This is a genomic window from Bacillus sp. JKS001846, from assembly GCF_900176455.1.
In the GTDB taxonomy this organism is placed as follows: Bacteria; Bacillota; Bacilli; order Bacillales; family Bacillaceae_G; genus Bacillus_A; species Bacillus_A cereus.
The window spans coordinates 285,080-306,440 of the sequence record NZ_FWYG01000002.1 but is presented as its reverse complement, the minus strand read 5'-3'; the positions used below and the strand labels follow the sequence as shown (position 1 = coordinate 306,440).

Sequence of the window (21,361 nt, the reverse complement as noted above, 5' to 3'; positions counted from 1 at the left end):
AAAAAATATAACGATTGAAGATACGGTACATATCTAGTCCCAATCTTTTATAGGCTCTAATTTAATATCAAATAATCATACTTTACATAAAAACAGTGTGAATATTTCACAATTATAAGTTGTATATTATCAATCTATTTTTAGATGTATTTACAATTACAATGAAAATACACCTAAAAATAAATTGAAAAGGAATGAGTTTAGAAATGGTTGGAACAAAATATACAAGTTTTATGGGTAGACCACACCTTTGGGGTATTCCTAGTAATGTAATATCTAATTCAAAAATACAGCAAGTAGGAAACCAAAAGTCTGATTTCAACAATGAACGCTACTCAAATACCAAAAGTGAACTTTTAAAAGATAAGCAAGTATATGTAAGTTTAAAATCAGAGTTTAGTCCTTTTGCACAGACTCTAAATAATTTAGCCAATTTTAAAGGCAATGAGAAAAAAGTAACAATTTCACAAGATGGTTATATTAAAGTGAAAGCGAATCACAATGCAATTGACGGAACGTTTAATATAAGAGTAAAGCAACTTGCTGAGCATCACCAAATCGCTTCAAATCCTATTAATCTTGATGAAAAGTTGAATGTGAATGATACTTTGAAAATTAGAGATAAGGATTTAATAGTAACAAGTGATATGACGTATAAAGATTTAATTAATCAAATCAATGATGGAGAATATGAAGTAACTGCTTATACACATGGCGATAAAATTTTTATGAATTCTAAAAAAGTTGGTGCAGAAAATAAAATTGAATTAATAGATGGTACATCAGATTTATTTAGAAAGATATTTTATACAGAAGTAAAAACTAGCCCTATAGATGAAGGTGGTAATGAAAAGCAAAAGTTTATGCTAAATACCATTAATACAGCAAAAGATGCAAAATATTACCTAAATGGTATTGAAGAGTCAAGTGCTACTAACTTAATTACACCACTTCCTGGTTTAGAGATTGAATTACTAAAAGAATCAGAAATCAGTACAAAGAATACTAACGTCAAAGGTAGAGAATTAAAATTCACAGTAAATAGTTCGGGTATGTCAGAAGCGACTAAACTAGTAAAAAAACTGGTCACAGATTACAATCAAGTTGCTTCTTCCTTCGAAGATTTTACAGGGGCAATGGGAGCTTTAAATGGACATGCAATTATGAATGATATTTATCAAGCAATGCGGAACGTAGTCGGATTTTCGCAAGATGGTAATACCTTATCTACTTATGGTATTCAATTAAAAGATGACGGAACAATGGTAATGGATGATAAGAAATTAACAAAAGCTTTTGAAGAACAGCCAGAGTCAGCAAAACAATTTTTCATTAGTTCCGATGGATTGGGGCATACGATTGGAAAATCGTTTGAGGAACTATTTGGAGATGATAGCATTATTAGTGAAAGAATTAAAAACATAAATTCACGTTTAAATGATTTAGATACAAAGTTTCACTATATTGACTACTATAATAGTCAAAAACAGGATGAACATATTCATAAATATCAAAGATTAGGAATTGCTTACGCATTACTTAATACCCAAATGAACACAATGAACTCATGGTTGAAATAGGATGGAAAATAGATGAAAAGTTTGAAGAACGGTTTTAATATTAAAAAATTCTAATAATAAGTTTGTGTTATAAAGGAGGTGTTGACATGAATGAGAGAATCTATAAAGAATTTGTTCATGCTATATATGAACTTGGTGATTTAAAAATGTCAGAAGAAGAATTTCAAAAGAAGCAAGAACAATTCAATTACTGGCTCATATGTTTGAAGGGAGAACAAAGACAACAAGTAATAGAACAGATTATGCCCATAATTATGAAGGTTGCAGAGCATATTCAAGAAAAACAACGAGCTTTTAAAGATATAATCTCTGTTAACGAAGGAATGATGAAAGCTAATTCACAATATGATAAATATTAAAACGAATAAGAAAAAGTTAATATTTACTTTCCATATTACAAAGATTAAATTTATAAATAAAAGAAGGGAAATGTAATGTATTTTATTAGGTGTTTTTGCTACATTAATAATTAATCCGGAATTGAGTGTTGGGATAATAACCATGATAATCAAACCAACAGATACAGAGTTTCAGCACATCGCCACTAATTAAAGAAATTAATTGCTTGCCGAAATGTAAAAATAAGCCAAATTCTCGTGAATAACTTTAAAAAGGTGAAATTTTCGTTATGAGAAGGATCCAAAAATATTAGCTTGATGGATAAGTGGTGCTATCCCATGCCCATCAAGTTAATATTTTGCAGTATCCCCAAAATGAAATTTCTATCTATTGATAGTTATTTATGTAAGTTCGGCTCTTTTTGAAACAACTGATATCTCAATTTGATGATTATATGACGGTGCCCCATATCTACCAACTTAAGAATACTAACTCCCTCTAAATGAAAACTTTATTTTTTTGCAACTAAAGGACAAATAAAAAGGTCCTTAACAAATTGTTAAGGACTGCGGAATAAAGCCGCAATTTGGGTTGCAACCCAATCAGTTTGTAGAAAATAAATTGCGATTATAATAGCAATTGTATTCCCAAAAGCAATGTTTCAAATGGATTTTAACATACCTGTAACTGTATTGGTATCAATAAAATATGGATTGAATTACAAATAGTGGTTTCAAATATTGGGAAAAGTTTAAAAGTTAATTACTTCTCATGAAGAAAAAGCGTTAAGCAGAACTTGTAGCGATAAATTTTTAGTGGAAGCACCGATAGCGGATGCTTTTTTTCTTTGCTATATAAAATTTATATAATAAATGAGAAATTAACTAAGCAGACAGTTGAATACTGTAACCTATCATGCCCCATACATTGATTCATAACTAAAATATTTTAAACAAACGTTTGTGTAATATTCATAGGGGTAGCACCACATGCCCATCAAGCTAACCAAGTAATTTACTAGATATGAAACGATCCTTGGTTCAAAACTAACAATTGATAGAAAAGTAGGCATACTAAAGAAGCCTATTAAAATCTGATTTTTTCGCTAGGCAGCTTGTCTATGCTTCACCGTCGTTTTATACACAATCCCTAGAATATCAAAGACGGTCATCTTCTTATACCGATGACATTTACGACCGTTCTTTTTGAGCAGTAGATAAAGATGATACAAAATTTTCAAAAGTTCTTCTGTGCCAATGGCTATCGCTTGAAACAGTAACGGAAAGTAATCTTTAATCATATAAATCGCTTTGTTTTTTTAAGCAGAAACCGTCGCATTCGAAACATCGTAGAAGAACAGAGGAGAATGCCGATGAGCTGTCCATATAAATGGCACTCTAGGCGCTCTCTTTTAATATTTTTACATTCATCAATTTCAAAAAATGACTTCCACGTTTTAAACAAAATTTCAATCTGCCAACGAAGTGAATACAGTGAGTGCACGTAGTTTGTGGGTACTCCTTCTAGAGACGTGTTCGTGATATATACATTCATACCCATTAAACGTTTACTTTTATCCTTCATGACAATGCCCTGTTTCTTTTCACGTATCGCTTGGTTTTTTAGGCGTGTTTGCGTTTGATCATCGGTTAAACGATGGATAATGACACGTGCTGGAAGTTTCTGATTTTGGCCAATATATGCCTCGGGAATTTCTATCGTTTCACCAGGAGTTAGACCCGATATCAATTGTGTCATATCAAGTTGGATGTATTCTGTTTGCTTTTTTAACGTGCCGTTGTTGAAGTATTCTGGCTCAGGGTTTTTGATATAAATTCGTGTATTCAGCTTCAACCGTGAGATATAGTAAGCCCCTTTATCATGAATAGTTTGTAAGTCTCCTAAATCGAAGTAACCAAGATCACGTAAACACAAATCGCCCGCCTCTACAGTTTCAAGGCAGATGGTACCGTATGTTTTATCATTATTCTTTCCTGGTCCAAGATGCACGTTAAGAAATTGACCACTAAGTAAATCATATTCCAATTGGATTTTCACGCCTGCCTTATTACTACTTCCACCTGAACCTTGATAGTCAGTGGCGAATTGATCAGGCAGTTGAAACACTGTCGCATCTAAAATACGGATACGATTGAAAGTAGAGATTATGTGTGCAGAAAGTGAGTGATTTGAATAGAGTTTTTGTGTGAGAAGGGAAGTAAAAACTTCTCGAAGAAATGCGACAGCTGCTGGATTAAAACGTTGATTCAGTCCTTCTGGACTTATGAGTGTAGCTGTATTTGCATAAAGCTGACTACATAATTGAGTGAGAGAATCACTTGCTACATGTTGACTGATCCAAATACATAAAGCAGCCAAATCTTGTGCGCCATACTTGCTTTTACGTTTTACAAATCCCGTCTCCTGTGCGAGTTGTTTAAGAACATGGGGAGAAAGGTATCGCTGCAGTTCCTCAGCGAATAGATGAAACTCATCTTGAATCGATAGATTCATACAAAAACGCCATCCTTTCTGTATATTTCTACAAAAAGAATAGCGTTTTTTTCGTTTTATGGATACAATTTTTTAGCTTGATGGCGCTGGCGGGATACCCGGTTATTATAAAATTTAAACCTCGCTACTGCCACTTGAAATTGTTACAATTAAAATGTTTCTAATATTTAAATAATGGAGGGCTAGAGAATGAAAATTGCAATAGTCTGTTTCGATAACTTTACTGATATAGATATTTTTTTACCATGGGATTTATTAAATCGTGTACGTTTAGTTGGCGGTATTTCTGATTGGAATGTCCAACTATTAGGAACGGAAAAAACTCATATATCCATGTCTGGCTTACGTATTTCCATGACAGGAACCATATCTGATATTCCTTCTGCTGACGCTGTAATATTTGGAAGCGGTAAGGGTGTACAAGATTTATATAAAAATCAAGAATATCTTAATAGCATTCATGTAGATCCTCAAAGACAATTAATAGGCTCTATGTGTTCTGGTTCACTACTACTAGGAGCTAAAAAATTGTTAACTGGCAAAAAAGCAACTACATATCCATCCGTAGTAGAACAGCTAAAAGAATTTGATGTAGACGTTATTGAACAAAGTTTCGTAAACGAAGGAAATATCTCGACTGCTGCAGGTTGTTTTGCTGCTCAAGATCTCTCAGCTTGGATTATAAGAACCCTAATTAATGAAGACATGGTTGACACTGTGTTAGAAACTGTTCAGCCAGTGGGCAAAGGTTTATATTTTTAATTTCAAATCAGGTTAAGAAATTGGTTGTTCCCCAATACGAAACAAATGAGTTGAATTCTCATAAAAAACTGTAAAATAATAAAATTTTCGTTTTGGGGATACTTCAAAATCTTAGCTTGATGGGCATGTGGCGATACCCCAACGTTAATTGAATATTTTTAATATTATAAATTTTATATATATTTACTTTTTTGGTATTACGTTGTAAATTATTGGTGAAATTAGGAAAATGCAAAGGGGATTTAAAGTTAAAAATGGTTATAAAATTTACAAGAGTTGCTCTAGCTGGGGTAATTGGATTAAGTGGATTAGGGTTAATTGGAGGAACTGCAGCTAGAGCAGAAGAAAATAATTTGCCAACAGTAAGTTCAGCAAATGTCCTTAACCAATCGGATATCAAACATAATTCTGCTGCTTTAGGTGGTTTCACAGTTTACGCAAGTTTAAATTCAGGCAAAAGAGAATTTGATACAGATAATGCAGGATTTGGCGGAGCGAAGGCAGACGATGTGTATTATTTTGATGTAACACCATTAGGTGGTGGATTACGTACGTTTGTGAATCTTTGGATGGATAAATACGCTACTAGTAATAAAATGACTTTTGAAGTTTATAAAGATAAAACTTTAATACGACGAGCTACATCACAAGGGCAATATGCTGAAGTGAGAGATTTAGAGGTTACAGACGGAGGAAGATATACTGTTAAAATTTTTGATCCTACTGGAAGTAACAACAGTTCCGTACACTTTAGAGCTAGACTTTTTTAATATAAAATAAAAACTAGCCGCCTCATGAGATGCGACTAGTTTTTTATTTTATTGTTATAGTTTATTTTTGTTCGTTAGAGTTACAGCAGTATAAAAAGCTGAAAATAATTAGTCAGCTACATCAACAATTTCATTAAACTTAAACTTCGTATGTAAATTAAACGCATCTGTACAATGCATTGTATTAGTATGTAAATCAATTCGTATAACAGTTATGTACATATTGCTAATGAATCCATCTCTGTAAAACGAAATAAGTATATCTTCCTGCCTCTCCCGCGTAATTTAGGTGTTTCCTAGCTTTGATTTTCCATGATTATCCCCCGATTCGTGTAATTTATGTTCATTATACACGAACGTACGTTCTCTTTAAACTGCTTTTTCTGGCTCGTTGTTCTCCTCTAATATCTTATTTAAAAATTCTATTCGTCGTTGGATAAATTCAATTTCACTTCGGCGAGCTGCATTATATCCTTTAAAATGACCTTTTGCATATCCATCAGCAGACTTTATTTCCTTTTCGAAATCATTAATGCTATCCGTTAAGAATTGAATACGTTCATTCATTATTTCTATGAAATATTCAACGGATTTTCTCTCCATACCCATATAAACAGCTCCTTTTGTAAAATTATACTATTGTTTTACATATCCCAAAAATCATCAGCTTTAATCCTTGAATCTAATTCACGGAGAACCTTTAATATCTTTTGCATTGTTCTTCTCGTAGGTGACCTGTCAGGATTATTAGCCAAATCTCCCACAGTATTTCTTCCTAGCCCTGATTTTCTAATTAACCATTCTTGCTCAATTCCATGCTTATCTAAATATTTACCTAATTTTGTACGTTTTTTTCCAAGGCCCCACACAACTTTCACTCCTTAAAGAATCTGTTGTCCTTATTAATGTCCTAGTTTCACTAAAAATAAACCCCTAAAAATGGTGAATATTGAGCAAGCTGTATAGAATACCTTTTACCATACCAAACAAATTACGATTTTCAGTTCCAAATTGATAGCCTTTCAAAACTACGTTTCACTTATTCCGAATAGAATTCGTTTACAGAATGATGCGTAAGACATTGCGAGACTATCGTTTTCAATGATTCATAGCTATTATTCTCTCTTCTAATTAGCAGGGACTGTTTTCGTTAAAACATACATGAGGGGTGGTGCGAGTTTGTGATATTTGAGTTAGTAAGTTCAGCTGCAGTCGGTGGTGTAGTCTTTCTATCAAAAATGCATCAAAAAGGAGCAACAAATGATGCCTCTAAGATATAAAGAATCTGCGCTAACTGCGGATTAAAAGTAAAAGAAGGTAAAGAAACCAGGACAATACAGCTACTCCGTAAAACGAGGAATAAATGGGGAGTTGAATATGCGTATAGGATTCCGCTAGGTCTTAGCTTCTCCGATTTTGAACAAAAGATACAACATTTAGAGGGTGGGTTAAATCACAAGAGCGAAGTTTATGATTTGAAACTACAAGACTTCAAATCTCTTCGAATGCGAAAAGATATCTTAAAACAAATAAAAACATCATAAACAAGAAAAAAATCGTTAGAAAGGAAATTGAGCTGTCTTACGATGGTTTGCTAAAAATAAGAGTTTACGAGAAGAGGATTCCTGATTTTGTGAAATTCGAAGAAGGGATGATGAGGCAATGTAGAAGTTGGGAAGTCCCGATAGGTTATACAAGGGATATATTAGTAAAACACGACTTTGACCAGTTATCGCACATGATCTCTGCCGGCATGACAGATATGGGGAAATCAAATGTATTGAAACTAATTATTACATCACTGGTACGTAACCAATCAGAAAATATAAAGTTATTCCTTATAGACTTGAAAGGTGGTCTCTCTTTCAACTGATACAGATTCCTAAATCAATTCGAATCAATTGCGAAGAATCCAGAGGAAGCCCTTGAGACTCTAAGAGAATTGCAAGATAAACTGAACGCTAGAAACGAATATTTACTAGAAAAAGGATACGAAGATATAAAAGAAGCTGGTGATCCATTACGGTATTTTGTAATCGTAGATGAAGCAGCCGATATAGCGCCATATCAGGAGTGCCAGGACATCATTGTTGATATTGGTCGTCGTGGCAGGGCGGCTGGATTCCGTTTAATATATGCAACCCAATATCCGACCAATAGCGCTATGCTGTCACAACTGAGACAAAACATTGGCGCTCGTGTTTGCTTTAGATTACAGACGGAAGCAGGGAGCCGAGCTGTATTAGATGAGAGCGGCGCAGAGAGTCTTCCTAATATAAAAGGAAGGGCCATATACCAAACGAACGAGAAGCAGGTCGTACAGACGGTTTATTTCTATAATAAGCAAATAGATAACATCATAAAAAATAATTTATACAAACTATCAATGATTCATTTTACCAATATGAGTCATTTGGACATTTTAAAAATTTTTATGAATTGCTCCGGATGGGACAAGCACTATAGCTTGTTCTGTTTTCATGTTTAGAATATGCCCCTTTTATTAACATTAGTTTTAAATATAAGTATCGCGACATAGCTATCAACGTAAGTTTTTAATCTATTTCTAAAGAAGAAGAAGTAAGTATCACGCACAAGGATTTGATGCTTGATATATGGATTAACCCATAGGTCATAAGTACCAACACTCATGCAATTATTTGGCAGTATGGAAGTATCTACAGATATCTGGATAATTAACTAGCGATTTAGTAAATTGGTAGCGTAGTTCAATCCGGGAGGTAGAGGGAATGAATAATTTTAGTTTGCTACTACTTGATCTTGGTCTGCAACATCCGCATCGAATGTGTTTGTGGCACTAACACCACTAAAGTTATTGGTAATAAAAGCATTATTTGTTGAACCTGAACCATTATAAGATTTTGTATTTTCTTTTGGAGAAACGTTATAAAAATCACCTAAATTGAAAGAACCATTACTGGTTTGTACGACAAGGTTTCCAAGAATAGCTGGCATAGTTTTCACCTACTTTCTTAGGAAGTATTTAAATAAGTATATGGTGTATGTGTCTATAGGTTCATTTTGTTTTGAACGTTCGAATATATAACTCATAAAAAATTAACAAAATTTGAATTTTATAGAAAGGAGTTTCTGAAAAATGTATTAAAAAAGAAACGCAAAGTTTTTTACTTTTGCGTTTCTTCCAGTTCGCGTTGATTGCACGATAAAGAGAACTTTGTGATATACCAGTTCCTTCTACAATTTCTTTGATGGAGTATTCTTTACTTTCGTACATACATACACTCGACAGGAATCAGACTTGTACTAATCTTTCTTGGTATTCATGAATTTCGTAACATCTGGATCAGACCATATTTTAAATAAGCTTAATGAATCGGATTCTTCTGTTTTTCTTAAATGTAATCTTTGTGTGTATAATTCTGTAATCAATACTTTTACCTCCATTATATTAGTGATGGGTAGATTAAAAATATTGATATCTGCGCATAATTCAGCCCTTTCTACTCTTAGTTATTTTTTATTATACATGAGTGAAATAGAGAGAGGGAATTATGTGATTTTTATATCTACTTTGTTTCTTAATTGTTTTTTCCATTTAATAGCACAAGTGATTTCATTAAAATGAAAGGAGAAAATTTTTACCTTTACTTCAAATATCAGTACGTGATTGATATTAGTAATAACAGAATAGTTATTTAAACTTTAGGGGAGGAACAATAATATGGTAAAAGTTCTAATGTTTAATTTTCCAGGAGAAGGACATATTAATCCGACAATTGCACTTGTCGAAGAACTAATAAAAAGAGGCGAGGAAGTTATTTACTATTGCGTAGAAAAGTATAGAAGTAAAATAGAGAATACAGGAGCTTTGTTTCGACCATATGAAAATTTCATATCACAAATAGACATGGTAAAAAGAATGAGTGGGCAAATAGATTCTCAAGAACTATTATTACACATGGTAAAATCCATGGATAAAATAATAGAGATAATTTTAGAAGAAGTAAAAGAAGAAGAATACGATTATGTTATATATGATAATAATTTCGCTATTGGATGGATCATAGCAGAAGTATTACAATTACCTAAAATTTCTTCATGTACAACATTTGCCATTACTAAAAAGATAGCCTCTACTCTTATGAAAAATCATGGAGAAGAAAATAAAAAATCTCCTTCATATCAGGAAGTCATGTATATTTTAAAAAAATGGGAAGATATTTATGGTATTACCCTTAATGAAAGACAAAATGTGATGACATGCCCGGGGGATATTACAATTGTATATACATCAAAATTGTATCAACCAAATGTAGAGGAATTTGATGATTCTTATATATTTGTCGGGACTTCTATTGCACAGCGTAAAGATGTAGATACTTTTTCCTTAGAACAGGAAAAGGGAAACAAGCTTATTTTTATTTCTATGGGAACAGTATTTAACGAACAACCTGACTTTTATTACACATGTTTTGAAGCATTTCGAGATATCCCGGTTACTATCATATTAGCTGTAGGGGCACAAAATGATATTAGTCAATTAGAAAATATTCCTTCTAATTTTAAGCTATATAATTACGTTCCTCAATTAGATATTCTACAACATACGAATCTATTTATTACACATGGGGGAATGAATAGTTCCAGTGAAAGCTTATATTTTGGTGTACCTATGCTAGTTATCCCAGTTATGGGAGATCAGCCTATAGTTGCTCAAAGAATAGAAGAATTAGAAGCCGGAGTTCAGTTAGATCGTAATTTGCTTACTCCGGAAATATTACGTAATACAGCAATGCATGTGTTATCAAATAATATTTATACAAAAAATAGCCATAGAATTGGGAAATCTTTAAAAAATGCTGGAGGATATAACAAGGCAGTCGATGAAATTGAAACTTTTAAATTTAAAATGGGTATTAAGTAAAGCAAAACTACTGTGACTTTAAAAGTGAACTATGAAAATGATTTATGTGGAGGGAACTAAAATGAAGATTTTAGAACAAAAATATCAAGAAACTAACTATCTACAATCTTATGAGAAAAGTCTAAAATTATGGCCAACTAGTTTTTCATCTTACTTTGTAGAAACATCTCAAGGGAAGACTCATATTATTGAAAGTGGTAATAAATTAGCACAACCTCTCGTATTGCTCCATGGAGCAAAGATGAGTTCGACAATGTGGTATTCAAATATCTTACACTGGAGTAAACATTTTAGAATAATGTGTATTGATATTTTAGGAGATAAAAATAAAAGTGTTCCAAAAAAGGGTTTTACAGATCGCTTAAGTTACGCACTATGGTTAAAAGAAGTATTACATACATTAGAAATTAATAGCACGAACATTGTAGGATTGTCATATGGTGCTTTGCATACCGTTAACTTTTTGACATTTTTTCCAGAGAAGGTAAATAAGGCCGTAATAATGAGTCCTGCAGCAACGTATATTCCTTTTCATCCTTTGTTTTTTTCCTATGCTTCAGGAATGATGAATAGTAGGGAAGGGGTCGAGAAATTTTTGGAGTGGATTTTTGATAATCGATACACTATTCATCCTTATATTCAAGAACAATTGATAGCAGGAATGATGTGGAATAATTCATTAAAAAATGAAACTCCAACAGAACAGGGATTTCCATATATTTTTACGAATCAAGAGTTAGCCAAAATTCAAACGCCTATGCTGTTAATGTTAGGAGAGAATGAAGTAATGTATAACCCAATAGAAGCTTTCAAATGTGCTGAAAATTCATCACCCAATTTAACTGTAGAATTGGTGAAAGATGTAGGACATTTAATGTCCATGGAGAATCCTCAATATATAAATGACCGTATTTTGGAGTTTTTTAACAAATAGGGCATCTCTAGTATCACATTGCAGATGTAGAATCCTTGAACTACCTCCACTTTCACTTCGTTTAGAAGTGAGGGATTCCTAAGTAAAGAGTTCTATCGAACTCTAATTGATTAGGCTAACCCCGCAGTCCTTGCGGTTAGAAGCCTTATCGCTTCATTCTTTAGATTGATACTTGCGTTAATATCCCTATCATGGTGTGTACGACAAGAAGGACAGTCCCATTCACGTAGGTTTAGATTTTTAACGTCTTTATTTTATTATGGACGGAACTCAAGTTAGGCTAGTCTAAATGAAACTGATGTTCGATTCTGAATTAAGTACATTTTGGGTACCGCCACATGCCCATCAAGCTAGTAAAATGAAACATTCCTCAAAAGAGCAAAATTGATATCTTTGGAGTAAAAATATATAATTTTTCTCTTTTGAGGAACATGATGAAAACATAGCTTGATGGCTATGGGAAGTATCCATATAGAAGGGCGATTTAGAAAGGGTTAGCTAAATTTTATCCCCAAATTTAATTCTGAAATTGGTGATAAAATGTTGATTATTTAATATAGGGTAATGTTTACAAATATTAAAGTTGGGTTTAAAATCTCTTTTTGTCTTTCGTGTAAAATTCCTAGAATCACATAATACCCCTAATAAAAGGAGAAAAGAAAGTTGAAATCATCCATAGATAATATTCAAGAAAGTGAAAAGTCACAAAATCAAGGGCAACCAATATGGAAATCCATGTCTATGTTTTTAGTTCCCTTGCTTTTAAGTAATATATTACAATCAGTTGGACAATTGTTTGGTATGGTAGTGGTAGGGCGATGGCTTGGTGTGAATGATTTAGCTGCTATTTCAGCATTTTTCCCATTATTCTTTTTACTTGTATCATTTGTAATTGGGATTGGATCAGGTAGTTCGATTTTAATTGGTCAGGCATTTGGTGCCCGTAATGAAGATCGTTTAAAAGCTATCGTTGGTACGACGCTGACTTTTACCTTTATAATAGGAGCTATTTTGGCAGTGGTGGGAAGTATATTTGCCCTAAATATTATGCGCCTTATGGGTACGCCAGAAAATATAATTGATATGAGTGTGCATTATGCGCGTATTTTATTTATTTCTATGCCAGTTTTATTCTTATATTTTGCCTATACAACATTTATGCGAGGTACAGGAGATTCTAAAACACCATTTTATTTTTTAATTGTTAGTACAGCTTTAAATATGATATTATTACCTATTCTAATTTTTGGCTGGGTAGGAATACCGAAGTTTGATGTGTATGGGGCCGCTTATGCTTCTGTTATCTCAACCATTGTAACATTTGTTGTGATGCTTATTTATTTAAAGAAGAAGAATCATCCACTGCAATTAGATGAGACAGTACGGAAATATCTTCGTATGGATTGGGATTTATTAAAACTATTATTACGCCTTGGGATTCCAGCGAGTATTAATATGATACTTATTTCGTTATCTGAGATTGCGGTAATCGCATTTGTGAATCGCTTCGGATCTGATGCGACTGCTGCATATGGGGTTGTGAACCAAGTTGCAAGTTATGTTCAGATGCCGGCAGTCAGTCTTGGAATTACAGTATCCATTTTCGCTGCACAATCTATTGGTGCGAATCAATTTAATCGATTACAGAAAGTTATTCGCGCTGGAATTGTTATGAACTATATAATTGGTGGAATATTAATTACTCTTATTTACTTGTTTTCAAGAGAAATCCTAGCGTTATTCTTAACGAGCCCGAATACAATCGAAATTGCACATAGTTTAGTGATGATTACACTTTGGAGTTACTTAATTTTTGGTCATGCTCAAATTATTGGTGCGACAATGCGAGCAAGTGGAACTGTACTATGGCCCACTGTTATCGGTGTCGTATCAATATGGCTTGTAGAAGTCCCAGTTGCTTATTACCTTTCTTATCATACAAATTTTGGTATAAAAGGAATATGGATTGGATATCCAGCTGCATTTATTGTGAGTTTACTTTTGCAATACGGATACTATAAACTTTCATGGCAGAAGAAACGAATTTCACGACTTATTAGTTAGAATAGAAGGTGAAAAATGAGGTTGTCTCATAAGTCGGTTTTAGAATTGGAATAAATTCGTACCGTTTTATACAGGGGAGCATCAGTAAAATACGGATTTACAACGTTAAGGAAATTACAATATTAAAAAGCCCAATTTCTCAGCATTAAAATTGAGAAATTAGGCTTTTTTTGTTCCTCAATGAAATAGAAACACAGAATATATTTATCGTTATATAGGTTTACTGAGATTTCTTTAAACTTTTAATAGCGAGAAACAGAATAATGACTGCAACAAGCGAAAAAACCACATTACCAATCAGGTCTACGGTCCCTGTGGCTCCAATGACTGGGTCTTCGATGAAACTGTGCCATGCATAAGTCAGGAGTGCTCCTCCAGCTAGAGCTAACTCGTGTGTATTTCCCCAACCTTTGCGCCGTGACCAATGCAAGAATAAGATTGTCATTATGGTGAACAGTAATAACCAAAAAACGACAGCCCCCAGGCATTGTAATTATTGGAAATCATAAATAAACTTGAGGCTATCAGTGAAACTATCCCGATTACCCAAGGATTTGGTGCATCCCCTCTTACAAAAGTGCTTGGAACATGACCAATGCTGAAAGCAATGATAATCACTACGAAAATAGCAATGAGCGTGCTGATCATTTGCGTTGGAGTAGCGAGAAAATGCCCTTGTGCATACGAACCATAAAAATAGAAAATCAGTCCAGCTACGAATAACATGCTTGTTATGACTATTCCGAGTTTCCCCAACCAGGGTGTTGTTTTCCGGTTAGGGATAAAAGATTCAATGAGTGCAATAGGCACACTAGTACTCCAAACTGTGTGTAATGTAAGGACGAACAGAGTCCACCAAGCACTTATCCCTAGTTCCGGGATAGGTGCATAACTCAGAAGATTGGCATTTGCATACGAAGGATTAAAAAGAGATTGTGTGATTAATCCTTCTTCTAGGATTCCATACGCTAATCCAATTAAGATCATTGTGGGCCATCCGTAACCTCTACGCCTGGTAATCTCCCGAATGAGAATCGATCCACAGCCATACATCAACGCAAAAAAAGGTAATGCTGCTATCCTACTGATTGAAATGTTTCCAAGCAAATACTCTGCAACGAACGGCGATAAGAAGAACAGCCCGATTACTGGAGCAATTCGTCCACGCTTTGTTAAAGGCTTAATAGACACAGAGTTAAAATTTATATTCATCTTGTCATCTCCCTTCATAAGTTTATTGTAAAATATATTCATTAACTCACTGTAGTGTATAAAATCATTTCTTGTGTATGAAGAATTTCATTTTCTATACATGAGGTAATTCATTATTTACTCTTAACGTTCAACCATTTATTCTTCTTATACTTCTTAACATTTGTAAATTCACGTTTTGCTGATGGTAGCCCATCGCCATCAAGCTAAGGTTCTTAAATAGTCCCATAACAAAAAAATACTTCTCTAGGGTTAGTGATTTATAAGAATTCGGCGAATTTTTTCGTTTTAGGGAACAATTAATTTCTTCAGTTGATGGATGTGGGGTCCCGCCACATGCCCATCAATTTAAGGAATGTAAACACCCCCAAAACAAAAAATGAGCTGACTTCTCAAAATAGTTTCACAGAAAAAAGAAAAGCAGACTCCCATAAAAGAGCCTGCCTTCCCTGCTTTGTAAAATTAAGAAGCTTTACGTACGTTTGAAGCTTGAAGTCCACGTTGACCTTGCTCCAAATCAAAAGTCACTGCTTGACCTTCTTCTAAAGTTTTATAACCTTCGCCTTGAATCGCTGAGAAATGAACGAATACATCGTCTCCACCTTCACGTTCGATGAATCCGAAGCCTTTTTCGCCATTAAACCATTTTACATTACCTTTTTCCATTTGTATTGCCTCCTAGTGTGTAAACACACACAATGTAATACTATCCTTGCTCTCAGTGATCATAAAGGTGAAAAGTTACAAATCCTTTACACCGAACAAAAATAATTAATTTTAATAATAACATTTTTTTGTAATAAATGTCAAGGTGAAGAAAAAACATTAAGCTCACTATTTTTTTATTCGATAGCCGTAAATTTCGTGAAATGTGTGAAATGGTTCGGTTGATTGAAGACCAATTTTTATCTTTCCTTTCCTATATTGCAGATCAAGAGCGTAAAAAAATTCATCATCGACAAGTAGAAGGGATTGCTGTAGCTAAATCTCAAGGGAAACATTTAGGGCGTCCTCAGGCGAACCTTTCAACCCTAAGCAAACAACAAATGCATATAATAGAAGAAACTTATTCTAAATGGAAAAGTAGAGAAATAACAGCTACTATGTTTATGTAAATGTTAGAGCTAAAGAAAAACGCGTTTTATAAAATAATGAAGGAATATGAGGGAATAAAGTAGGATCTCTCTTATTAGAAATCCTACTTTTTCTTTGGTTGTAAGAATCTTGATGTTTTTGTATCAAAATAGTGTTGTGTATATCGAAAAAAATAAAAGACAACTCCAATTAAGAGTTGTCTTTTTGTGTAATAAAACCCCTGAAATATGGAAATATACAAACGAATATAATACGTTATGATTGATATTATAACAAAACTGAAGAGTATTGAGAATAAAAAGAATATTGTAATGATTTTTTAAGGTTTTAGTTAAAAAAGCCTCGAAAATAAACCTTTTATAAAGATTTCCTTTAAATATGATTATTGTATTTCGAGAGGTTCATTATAAATCTTAGCTATATATTTTACAAAATCAATGACGGGATAGTGTATGAGTGAACGGTGCTGCGTAAAACGAACCCCTGCTTTTTCCATTTTCGAAATGAGTTGTTCAACTTCTAACTCTTTTTGTTGTATTCTATTATAATTTTGATATACAATGTTTTTCCATTGATAGGAAGAGCCATGAAAATAACTCTCTCCTTTTACCCTGTGACTAAATATAATTTCTATTTTTTCTCTACGTTGTTTTTCCCTCATATGCGCTTCCGTTGACTGCATGTTTATCGCCTCTTCCTTTTGTGTTGTATGCTATTTCACAAAATTTGGTCTAACTCATCATAGCCAATGTACATTGATCTTGTTGGGAATTGTAGTTTAAAGCTATCTCATCAACTGTATTTGTTTTTCAAATGCTTAATCTAATATATTGGATTTTACATCTAAATAGGTTGATGGTTTGTATAAAATACTATCAATACTTATTATAAAACGATTCTTTATAGACATGCATCTTTTTACACTCAACAAGATTTACAACATGACGAGTATCATCATCCATGAATGTTACCCTCAGGATCCCTTTTTATATGAAGAAATCATATGAAAACATAGTGCTCTTAAAAAATTTTGTTACAAATTTATTATGTTTAACTTAAAAAAAGGAAAGTAATATTTATTTGTAGAAAATTTTTAAGGATAAAAATAGGATGAATATCCATGGTAAGAAAAGGGGGCACTCATATGCTAACGAATGATTTAGATTTTCGATTAGAACCACGTTTAAAAGAAATGTATGAACAACATAAAATAAGAGCGCAGAAGATAGACTGGGGTTATCATGAGTTTTTGCCATGGGATAAGGGAATGGACTTTAAAAGAGTTCCTTGGGATGAAAGTCAAGTTACTCTTCCTTCTGGTGTAATTACGGCCATTGAAACAGCTTTATTAACAGAAGTGAATTTGCCATGGTTTACAACGTATTTATCTGCGACTTTTAAAGGATCCCTTTCTGTTATTACAGACTTCATTCATACTTGGACCTCAGAAGAGGATCAACATTCGAATTTATTGGAGACATATTTACTACTCACTCGAAGTGTGAATCCTAAGCGAATACATGAATTAAGAAAGTCAGTCGTTGAGGGTGGATTTGAGCCTAATTTTCATACACCAATCGAAGCCATGACGTATACGACGCTACAAGAACTTGCAACGATGGTGTTTTACAATAATGTTGCTAAAGTTGCAAGTAAGCATGATTCAGATCTTGCTACATTATTACGCCGTCTTGCAAAAGATGAAACACTTCATTATGCGTTTTATCGAGACGTTATTCGAATTCATTTAGAATTGGAACCAAATTATTGCTACCATATTGCCAATGTGATTAGGAATTTTAAAATGCCAGGTGCCGTCATGCCTGATTTTGAAAATAGAATGGCTGTGATTGCAAAAGAAGCAAACTATGGACCACTACAATATTTTGATCAAGTACTTGATGTAGTGGTTGAGTATTGGGGGTTAAAAGACTTACGACCAATTGCCCCTCTTGCAGAAAAAGCAAGAATTGAGATTTTGGAGTACCACACAAGATTGAAAAAAATAAGGGATCGATTTGGTCGTTTTCAAGGGAAAACGGATCTAAGTTAATGAGTAGAGGTTTCAGAATATGCGAGGGAAAATTCCCCTTCCCTTTATTAGAAATCTTACACAATCCTTATGGTTTTTGTGCTAGTTTTACTTAATTTGATTTTTAAAGAAAAAACAATTGACAATAAAAATAATTTTATGATATTATAAAATATTTGATAAAAAACAACATATATGTTAACCTTGAGAAGGTTACCACATATGGAGGTGGATTATATGTTTCAAATTGGCGATAACATTGTTTATCCAATGCACGGAGCAGGTATAATTGAAGCCATAGTAGAAAAAGAATTCTCAGGAAAAAAACAACAGTATTTTGTCATAAAAATGTCGATCAGTAATATGCAAGTCATGATTCCTACGGGTAAAATATTGAATTCGAATATACGCCCAGTTACTGATATACTTGCATTAAAGCACATTATACACATTTTTCAGCATGAAGAATCCTGTAAATTACTGCCGTGGAAACAAAGGCATAAAGTGAACACGGACAAAATAAAAACGGGTGAAATACAAAAAGGTGCTGAAGTTGTACGGGATTTAATGCGTATGAAGAAAGAAAAAGCACTGAATACAAGCGAAAAAAATTGTTGGATGATGCATATAGATTTTTGGTCAGTGAACTAGAATTAATTAAAGGAATCACTGAAAATCAAATAAAAAGTTTCTGTTAAGGTTCATTATAAATAATGAATTATATCTCCGAAAACATCCTGGATTTTTCGGGAATATGATGAGTATTAAAAGCAAATCATTTCAAAGATATTCAATTTCTTCAACTCACTTTTAGAGTAGGAACCTCTTTTGTTATTACTTCAATCTAATCCATTTTTATTTTTAAATTTCTTTTACGAACGTTCGAAGTTTCATCAAATAACTCGATTAAATAGTCACTTGATTTTTGCAATCCTGATTCACACTGGCACGGACAAGGAGCCGTAAGGATGAAAGAGAGGTAGGGCTTTCATTGTTTTAGGTAATATACTATCTAAGTCATTATTTCTAGAAGAAAAAACAATCAATTTAACTGCTATCTTTAAGAGTTTCTTACATCTAATGAGACAGTGTATAGTAATTGCTTATCTTCTTTACGTAAAATTGATAAACGAACTGGTAACACTATATGGTCAACTACAAAAAAATGGTTTCCAGACCAGGAAACCATTTTAAATTTTATTTACATACAAATAGTAAATTAAGCAATAAGAAGGAGTGCACACATGAAAAAAATGTTAACAAAAGAATTAAGTAATGAATTAAAGAAGCGAGAAGGGATCATCTCTATTACAGTTGAGCCTTATGAAAAAATCGAAGTTGGTGGAATTCGTGTAGATGGACCAGCTGTTATTCTAATTAATCAAGAATAGCTAAAAATAGTTTCATGCAAGAAGAAAAGGATCAGCCTTTAAGAGAAGGGAGGATCCTTTTTGTTTGCTGCAACTTTTATTTGATGTGTTTGGGCTAAAAGGAAGGAGAGGGTCGGGATTATCATGGTGGAAAGCTTAATATTGGTAGGATTTCTTTTTATGTTATATAAATTAGTTGATAAAAAAACAAACTAATTTATATAACGATATATTGTTTCCTTTTTAAGGGCGAGATTTATTTGATAGTGAAATGGATAATTTAAAGGAGGAATTTAGATGGATGCAAGGAAAGAACGCATAAAATACGAAAAGATGTCAAAGAATTATGACCGTATTTATTCAGTTTCGTTTATCCTATTAATTATACTTGTTTGTAGTAGTGTGATTATCATAGGAGCAACAGGAGGAAAATATGGAGTGTTTTTATTGTTAGCAATTTTACTTAATGCACGTATTACGAAAGAATCTCAAAAAAAGTATGAGCACTATTCTAATAAAGGACGTATTTAAAATCATACATATGCTAAAAGAAACAAACTAGATGTACATTCAAAATATCCCTTTATCATCTCCTGTTAACTGGTAAAAATAGCTTTTATAAATCATTTTTTTAGCAATGTAGAAATAGAAACCGTACCCTATTAAAATGTTATTTCCGTTCTTATAATGAATTATCCTTCTAGCATATTTATAAGATTTATATCATATATTAGGAGAAAGAATGCAAGTTAGAAAGGAGTCTTATAGAATGAGTTATTCGAAAGGAAATGACTTGAGTGAACAACATATGGTAAGTACACCTAATCCCTACGTATATCAGACATTACAATCAGTAATTGGTAAACATGTGGTTATTGAAACTGTAAGAGGTAATGTAAGAGGAAAGTTAAAAGATGTGAAACCAGATCATTTGCTCATTGAAGATACGGCGCCATATATTGTACGCATTCAACAAATTGTATGGATTATGCCAAAACAATAATCTAATTTATAAAAAATTAATGTCATATTCCACCAAGTAAAAACACAGGGTTTTATCTCTGTGTTTCTTCAAATTTCCGGTTTTGAATATATGCTTGAGCATGAATAAGTTCTTTCTGAAGCTCTTTTAATTCTTTTGTAGATTCTGATTCAATAGCCATGTAAGTAGTAACTAAACTAATCATCATATCCATCTTCTCTACTATATTTTGAATGACCTGTTCAGAATGCTCTTTTTCAGGATGTTGTATTGCTATTAAAGCATTTTCTATATAATTGTTCTTTCTTTGCTGGATATCATAAATAAACTGTTTTGTGTTTGAATTCATTTGTTATCCCTCCGTTTTGGATATATTTTTATTCTATCATATTTGAATAGAAAATATTGAATGGGCCGTTCTTACTTGCAACATTCATCGGTTAAAGGGATTGTCACAAATGATTTTGGTGAAGAACTCAATTATAAAATGGTATCAAGTTAAGAGGTAGATGAAAAGAGTATCCTAAACCGTTTTACTCTTTTGTTGTATAATTTTTAAATCTTAATAAGTTAAATGTATTGTAAAGAAGCACAAAGTGATACTGAACGCAATAATTTTACCATTTTGTTTAGGAGGTATTACTGTGAAAACTATAGAAATTGAAATAGTTAAATCTGGGAGTCGTAAGGATTTAAAAATAGAATTAGATAAAGCTGTAAAAAAGTTTCGTTCAAAGGGTTTAGAAGTTGTAGTACAATATCGAACACAAGCAATTTTAAAATGAATTGGATATTCAGCTT

20 protein-coding genes and 7 pseudogenes are annotated in these 21,361 nt (G+C 32.9%); 15 read left to right on the top strand and 12 right to left on the bottom strand.

The features are described 5' to 3' along the window. Positions 1-206 precede the first annotated feature (206 nt). A complete protein-coding gene (locus B9A45_RS30475; protein WP_084065830.1) occupies positions 207-1,580 on the top strand; it encodes a flagellar hook-associated protein 2 in 1,374 nt (457 codons plus the stop codon). An 86-nt stretch (positions 1,581-1,666) separates the two neighbouring features. Continuing rightward, positions 1,667-1,939 (top strand): flagellar biosynthesis protein FlgG, encoded by a 273-nt coding sequence (locus B9A45_RS30470; protein ID WP_084065829.1) that lies wholly within the window; start codon positions 1,667-1,669, stop codon positions 1,937-1,939. Between the two features lie 1,085 nt (positions 1,940-3,024). On the opposite strand, the pseudogene B9A45_RS30465 reads toward B9A45_RS30470, so the two are convergent. Continuing rightward, positions 3,025-4,433, bottom strand: a pseudogene (locus B9A45_RS30465) (IS4 family transposase). A 189-nt stretch (positions 4,434-4,622) separates the two neighbouring features. On the opposite strand from B9A45_RS30465, the gene B9A45_RS30460 reads away from it, so the two are divergent. Both B9A45_RS30460 and B9A45_RS30455 read left to right on the top strand, forming a co-directional pair. Further along, entirely contained in the window at positions 4,623-5,195 is a 573-nt protein-coding gene (locus B9A45_RS30460; protein WP_084065828.1) for a DJ-1/PfpI family protein, read from the top strand. Positions 5,196-5,410: 215 nt separating this feature from the next. Further along, positions 5,411-5,965, top strand: a complete 555-nt coding sequence (locus B9A45_RS30455) for a hypothetical protein (RefSeq protein WP_256891747.1) — start codon at positions 5,411-5,413, stop codon at positions 5,963-5,965. Positions 5,966-6,073: 108 nt separating this feature from the next. On the opposite strand, the gene B9A45_RS30450 is transcribed toward B9A45_RS30455, so the two are convergent. The 3 genes from B9A45_RS30450 to B9A45_RS30440 form a co-directional block, all read right to left on the bottom strand. Next, positions 6,074-6,187: a YolD-like family protein gene (locus B9A45_RS30450; RefSeq protein WP_256891736.1), complete on the bottom strand. Its 114-nt coding sequence runs from the start codon at positions 6,185-6,187 to the stop codon at positions 6,074-6,076. 147 nt (positions 6,188-6,334) lie between these two features. Then, positions 6,335-6,574 (bottom strand): hypothetical protein, encoded by a 240-nt coding sequence (locus tag B9A45_RS30445; RefSeq protein ID WP_084065825.1) that lies wholly within the window; start codon positions 6,572-6,574, stop codon positions 6,335-6,337. 35 nt (positions 6,575-6,609) lie between these two features. Next, positions 6,610-6,834: a helix-turn-helix domain-containing protein gene (locus tag B9A45_RS30440; protein WP_084065824.1), complete on the bottom strand. Its 225-nt coding sequence runs from the start codon at positions 6,832-6,834 to the stop codon at positions 6,610-6,612. A gap of 414 nt (positions 6,835-7,248) precedes the next feature. Between B9A45_RS30440 and B9A45_RS33315 the strand changes: the two are divergent. Beyond that, positions 7,249-8,330, top strand: a pseudogene (locus B9A45_RS33315) (FtsK/SpoIIIE domain-containing protein); the annotation flags it as partial. Between the two features lie 395 nt (positions 8,331-8,725). On the opposite strand, the gene B9A45_RS30430 reads toward B9A45_RS33315, so the two are convergent. The 3 genes and pseudogenes from B9A45_RS30430 to B9A45_RS30420 all read right to left on the bottom strand — a co-directional run. Beyond that, a complete protein-coding gene (locus tag B9A45_RS30430; RefSeq protein WP_084065823.1) occupies positions 8,726-8,941 on the bottom strand; it encodes a spore germination protein in 216 nt (71 codons plus the stop codon). A 196-nt stretch (positions 8,942-9,137) separates the two neighbouring features. Continuing rightward, positions 9,138-9,230: pseudogene (locus tag B9A45_RS33090) on the bottom strand (helix-turn-helix domain-containing protein); the annotation flags it as partial. A gap of 35 nt (positions 9,231-9,265) precedes the next feature. After that, positions 9,266-9,376 (bottom strand): annotated as a pseudogene (locus tag B9A45_RS30420) (GNAT family N-acetyltransferase); the annotation flags it as partial. A gap of 292 nt (positions 9,377-9,668) precedes the next feature. Here B9A45_RS30420 and B9A45_RS30415 point away from each other — a divergent pair. Continuing rightward, positions 9,669-10,871 (top strand): macrolide family glycosyltransferase, encoded by a 1,203-nt coding sequence (locus B9A45_RS30415; protein WP_084065822.1) that lies wholly within the window; start codon positions 9,669-9,671, stop codon positions 10,869-10,871. A gap of 61 nt (positions 10,872-10,932) precedes the next feature. Continuing rightward, positions 10,933-11,805 (top strand): alpha/beta fold hydrolase, encoded by an 873-nt coding sequence (locus B9A45_RS30410; RefSeq protein ID WP_084065821.1) that lies wholly within the window; start codon positions 10,933-10,935, stop codon positions 11,803-11,805. A gap of 110 nt (positions 11,806-11,915) precedes the next feature. Here the strand turns inward: B9A45_RS30410 and B9A45_RS30405 are convergent. Beyond that, positions 11,916-12,122 (bottom strand): annotated as a pseudogene (locus B9A45_RS30405) (zinc ribbon domain-containing protein); the annotation flags it as partial. A gap of 346 nt (positions 12,123-12,468) precedes the next feature. Between B9A45_RS30405 and B9A45_RS30400 the strand changes: the two are divergent. After that, positions 12,469-13,869 carry an MATE family efflux transporter gene (locus B9A45_RS30400; protein WP_084065820.1) on the top strand — a complete coding sequence of 467 codons (1,401 nt, stop codon included), beginning with the start codon at positions 12,469-12,471 and terminating at the stop codon, positions 13,867-13,869. A gap of 444 nt (positions 13,870-14,313) precedes the next feature. On the opposite strand, the gene B9A45_RS30390 is transcribed toward B9A45_RS30400, so the two are convergent. Continuing rightward, positions 14,314-15,081: a hypothetical protein gene (locus B9A45_RS30390; protein ID WP_256891735.1), complete on the bottom strand. Its 768-nt coding sequence runs from the start codon at positions 15,079-15,081 to the stop codon at positions 14,314-14,316. Between the two features lie 462 nt (positions 15,082-15,543). Continuing rightward, complete coding sequence (locus B9A45_RS30385) at positions 15,544-15,747, bottom strand: cold-shock protein (RefSeq protein WP_000410774.1); 204 nt, start codon at positions 15,745-15,747, stop codon at positions 15,544-15,546. Positions 15,748-15,923: 176 nt separating this feature from the next. On the opposite strand from B9A45_RS30385, the pseudogene B9A45_RS30380 reads away from it, so the two are divergent. Beyond that, a pseudogene (locus tag B9A45_RS30380) lies at positions 15,924-16,259 on the top strand (recombinase family protein); the annotation flags it as partial. Positions 16,260-16,558: 299 nt separating this feature from the next. On the opposite strand, the gene B9A45_RS30375 reads toward B9A45_RS30380, so the two are convergent. Continuing rightward, positions 16,559-16,858: a hypothetical protein gene (locus B9A45_RS30375; RefSeq protein WP_001192003.1), complete on the bottom strand. Its 300-nt coding sequence runs from the start codon at positions 16,856-16,858 to the stop codon at positions 16,559-16,561. A gap of 462 nt (positions 16,859-17,320) precedes the next feature. Between B9A45_RS30375 and B9A45_RS30370 the strand changes: the two genes are divergently transcribed. The 5 genes and pseudogenes from B9A45_RS30370 to B9A45_RS30350 all read left to right on the top strand — a co-directional run bounded on the left by B9A45_RS30370 (position 17,321) and on the right by B9A45_RS30350 (position 20,581). Continuing rightward, positions 17,321-18,229, top strand: a complete 909-nt coding sequence (locus B9A45_RS30370; RefSeq protein WP_084065818.1) for an acyl-ACP desaturase — start codon at positions 17,321-17,323, stop codon at positions 18,227-18,229. Between the two features lie 216 nt (positions 18,230-18,445). Then, positions 18,446-18,906, top strand: a pseudogene (locus B9A45_RS30365) (CarD family transcriptional regulator). A 546-nt stretch (positions 18,907-19,452) separates the two neighbouring features. Then, entirely contained in the window at positions 19,453-19,599 is a 147-nt protein-coding gene (locus tag B9A45_RS30360; RefSeq protein ID WP_000738547.1) for a BC1881 family protein, read from the top strand. A gap of 276 nt (positions 19,600-19,875) precedes the next feature. Further along, a complete protein-coding gene (locus tag B9A45_RS30355; RefSeq protein ID WP_000340038.1) occupies positions 19,876-20,109 on the top strand; it encodes a hypothetical protein in 234 nt (77 codons plus the stop codon). Between the two features lie 238 nt (positions 20,110-20,347). Next, a complete protein-coding gene (locus tag B9A45_RS30350) occupies positions 20,348-20,581 on the top strand; it encodes a YuzF family protein (protein WP_000122389.1) in 234 nt (77 codons plus the stop codon). Positions 20,582-20,633: 52 nt separating this feature from the next. Here the strand turns inward: B9A45_RS30350 and B9A45_RS30345 are convergent, their stop codons facing one another. Continuing rightward, positions 20,634-20,909, bottom strand: coding sequence for a hypothetical protein (locus B9A45_RS30345; protein WP_084065817.1), 276 nt, complete (start codon positions 20,907-20,909; stop codon positions 20,634-20,636). Between the two features lie 295 nt (positions 20,910-21,204). On the opposite strand from B9A45_RS30345, the gene B9A45_RS30340 reads away from it, so the two are divergent. After that, entirely contained in the window at positions 21,205-21,345 is a 141-nt protein-coding gene (locus tag B9A45_RS30340; RefSeq protein ID WP_256891734.1) for a hypothetical protein, read from the top strand. The last annotated feature ends 16 nt before the right edge of the window (positions 21,346-21,361 follow it).

Bases quoted from the DNA above. Each gene is read 5' to 3' on its own strand.
- B9A45_RS30410 (WP_084065821.1), top strand. From the start codon at position 10,933: ATGAAGATTTTAGAACAAAAATATCAAGAAACTAACTATCTACAATCT.
- B9A45_RS30430 (WP_084065823.1), bottom strand. From the start codon at position 8,941: ATGCCAGCTATTCTTGGAAACCTTGTCGTACAAACCAGTAATGGTTCT.
- B9A45_RS30355 (WP_000340038.1), top strand. From the start codon at position 19,876: ATGGATGCAAGGAAAGAACGCATAAAATACGAAAAGATGTCAAAGAAT.
- B9A45_RS30450 (WP_256891736.1), bottom strand. From the start codon at position 6,187: ATGTACATAACTGTTATACGAATTGATTTACATACTAATACAATGCAT.
- B9A45_RS30475 (WP_084065830.1), top strand. From the start codon at position 207: ATGGTTGGAACAAAATATACAAGTTTTATGGGTAGACCACACCTTTGG.
- B9A45_RS30445 (WP_084065825.1), bottom strand. From the start codon at position 6,574: ATGGGTATGGAGAGAAAATCCGTTGAATATTTCATAGAAATAATGAAT.
- B9A45_RS30350 (WP_000122389.1), top strand. From the start codon at position 20,348: ATGAGTTATTCGAAAGGAAATGACTTGAGTGAACAACATATGGTAAGT.
- B9A45_RS30385 (WP_000410774.1), bottom strand. From the start codon at position 15,747: ATGGAAAAAGGTAATGTAAAATGGTTTAATGGCGAAAAAGGCTTCGGA.
- B9A45_RS30415 (WP_084065822.1), top strand. From the start codon at position 9,669: ATGGTAAAAGTTCTAATGTTTAATTTTCCAGGAGAAGGACATATTAAT.
- B9A45_RS30375 (WP_001192003.1), bottom strand. From the start codon at position 16,858: ATGCAGTCAACGGAAGCGCATATGAGGGAAAAACAACGTAGAGAAAAA.
- B9A45_RS30370 (WP_084065818.1), top strand. From the start codon at position 17,321: ATGCTAACGAATGATTTAGATTTTCGATTAGAACCACGTTTAAAAGAA.
- B9A45_RS30470 (WP_084065829.1), top strand. From the start codon at position 1,667: ATGAATGAGAGAATCTATAAAGAATTTGTTCATGCTATATATGAACTT.
- B9A45_RS30390 (WP_256891735.1), bottom strand. From the start codon at position 15,081: ATGAATATAAATTTTAACTCTGTGTCTATTAAGCCTTTAACAAAGCGT.
- B9A45_RS30345 (WP_084065817.1), bottom strand. From the start codon at position 20,909: ATGAATTCAAACACAAAACAGTTTATTTATGATATCCAGCAAAGAAAG.
- B9A45_RS30360 (WP_000738547.1), top strand. From the start codon at position 19,453: ATGAAAAAAATGTTAACAAAAGAATTAAGTAATGAATTAAAGAAGCGA.
- B9A45_RS30460 (WP_084065828.1), top strand. From the start codon at position 4,623: ATGAAAATTGCAATAGTCTGTTTCGATAACTTTACTGATATAGATATT.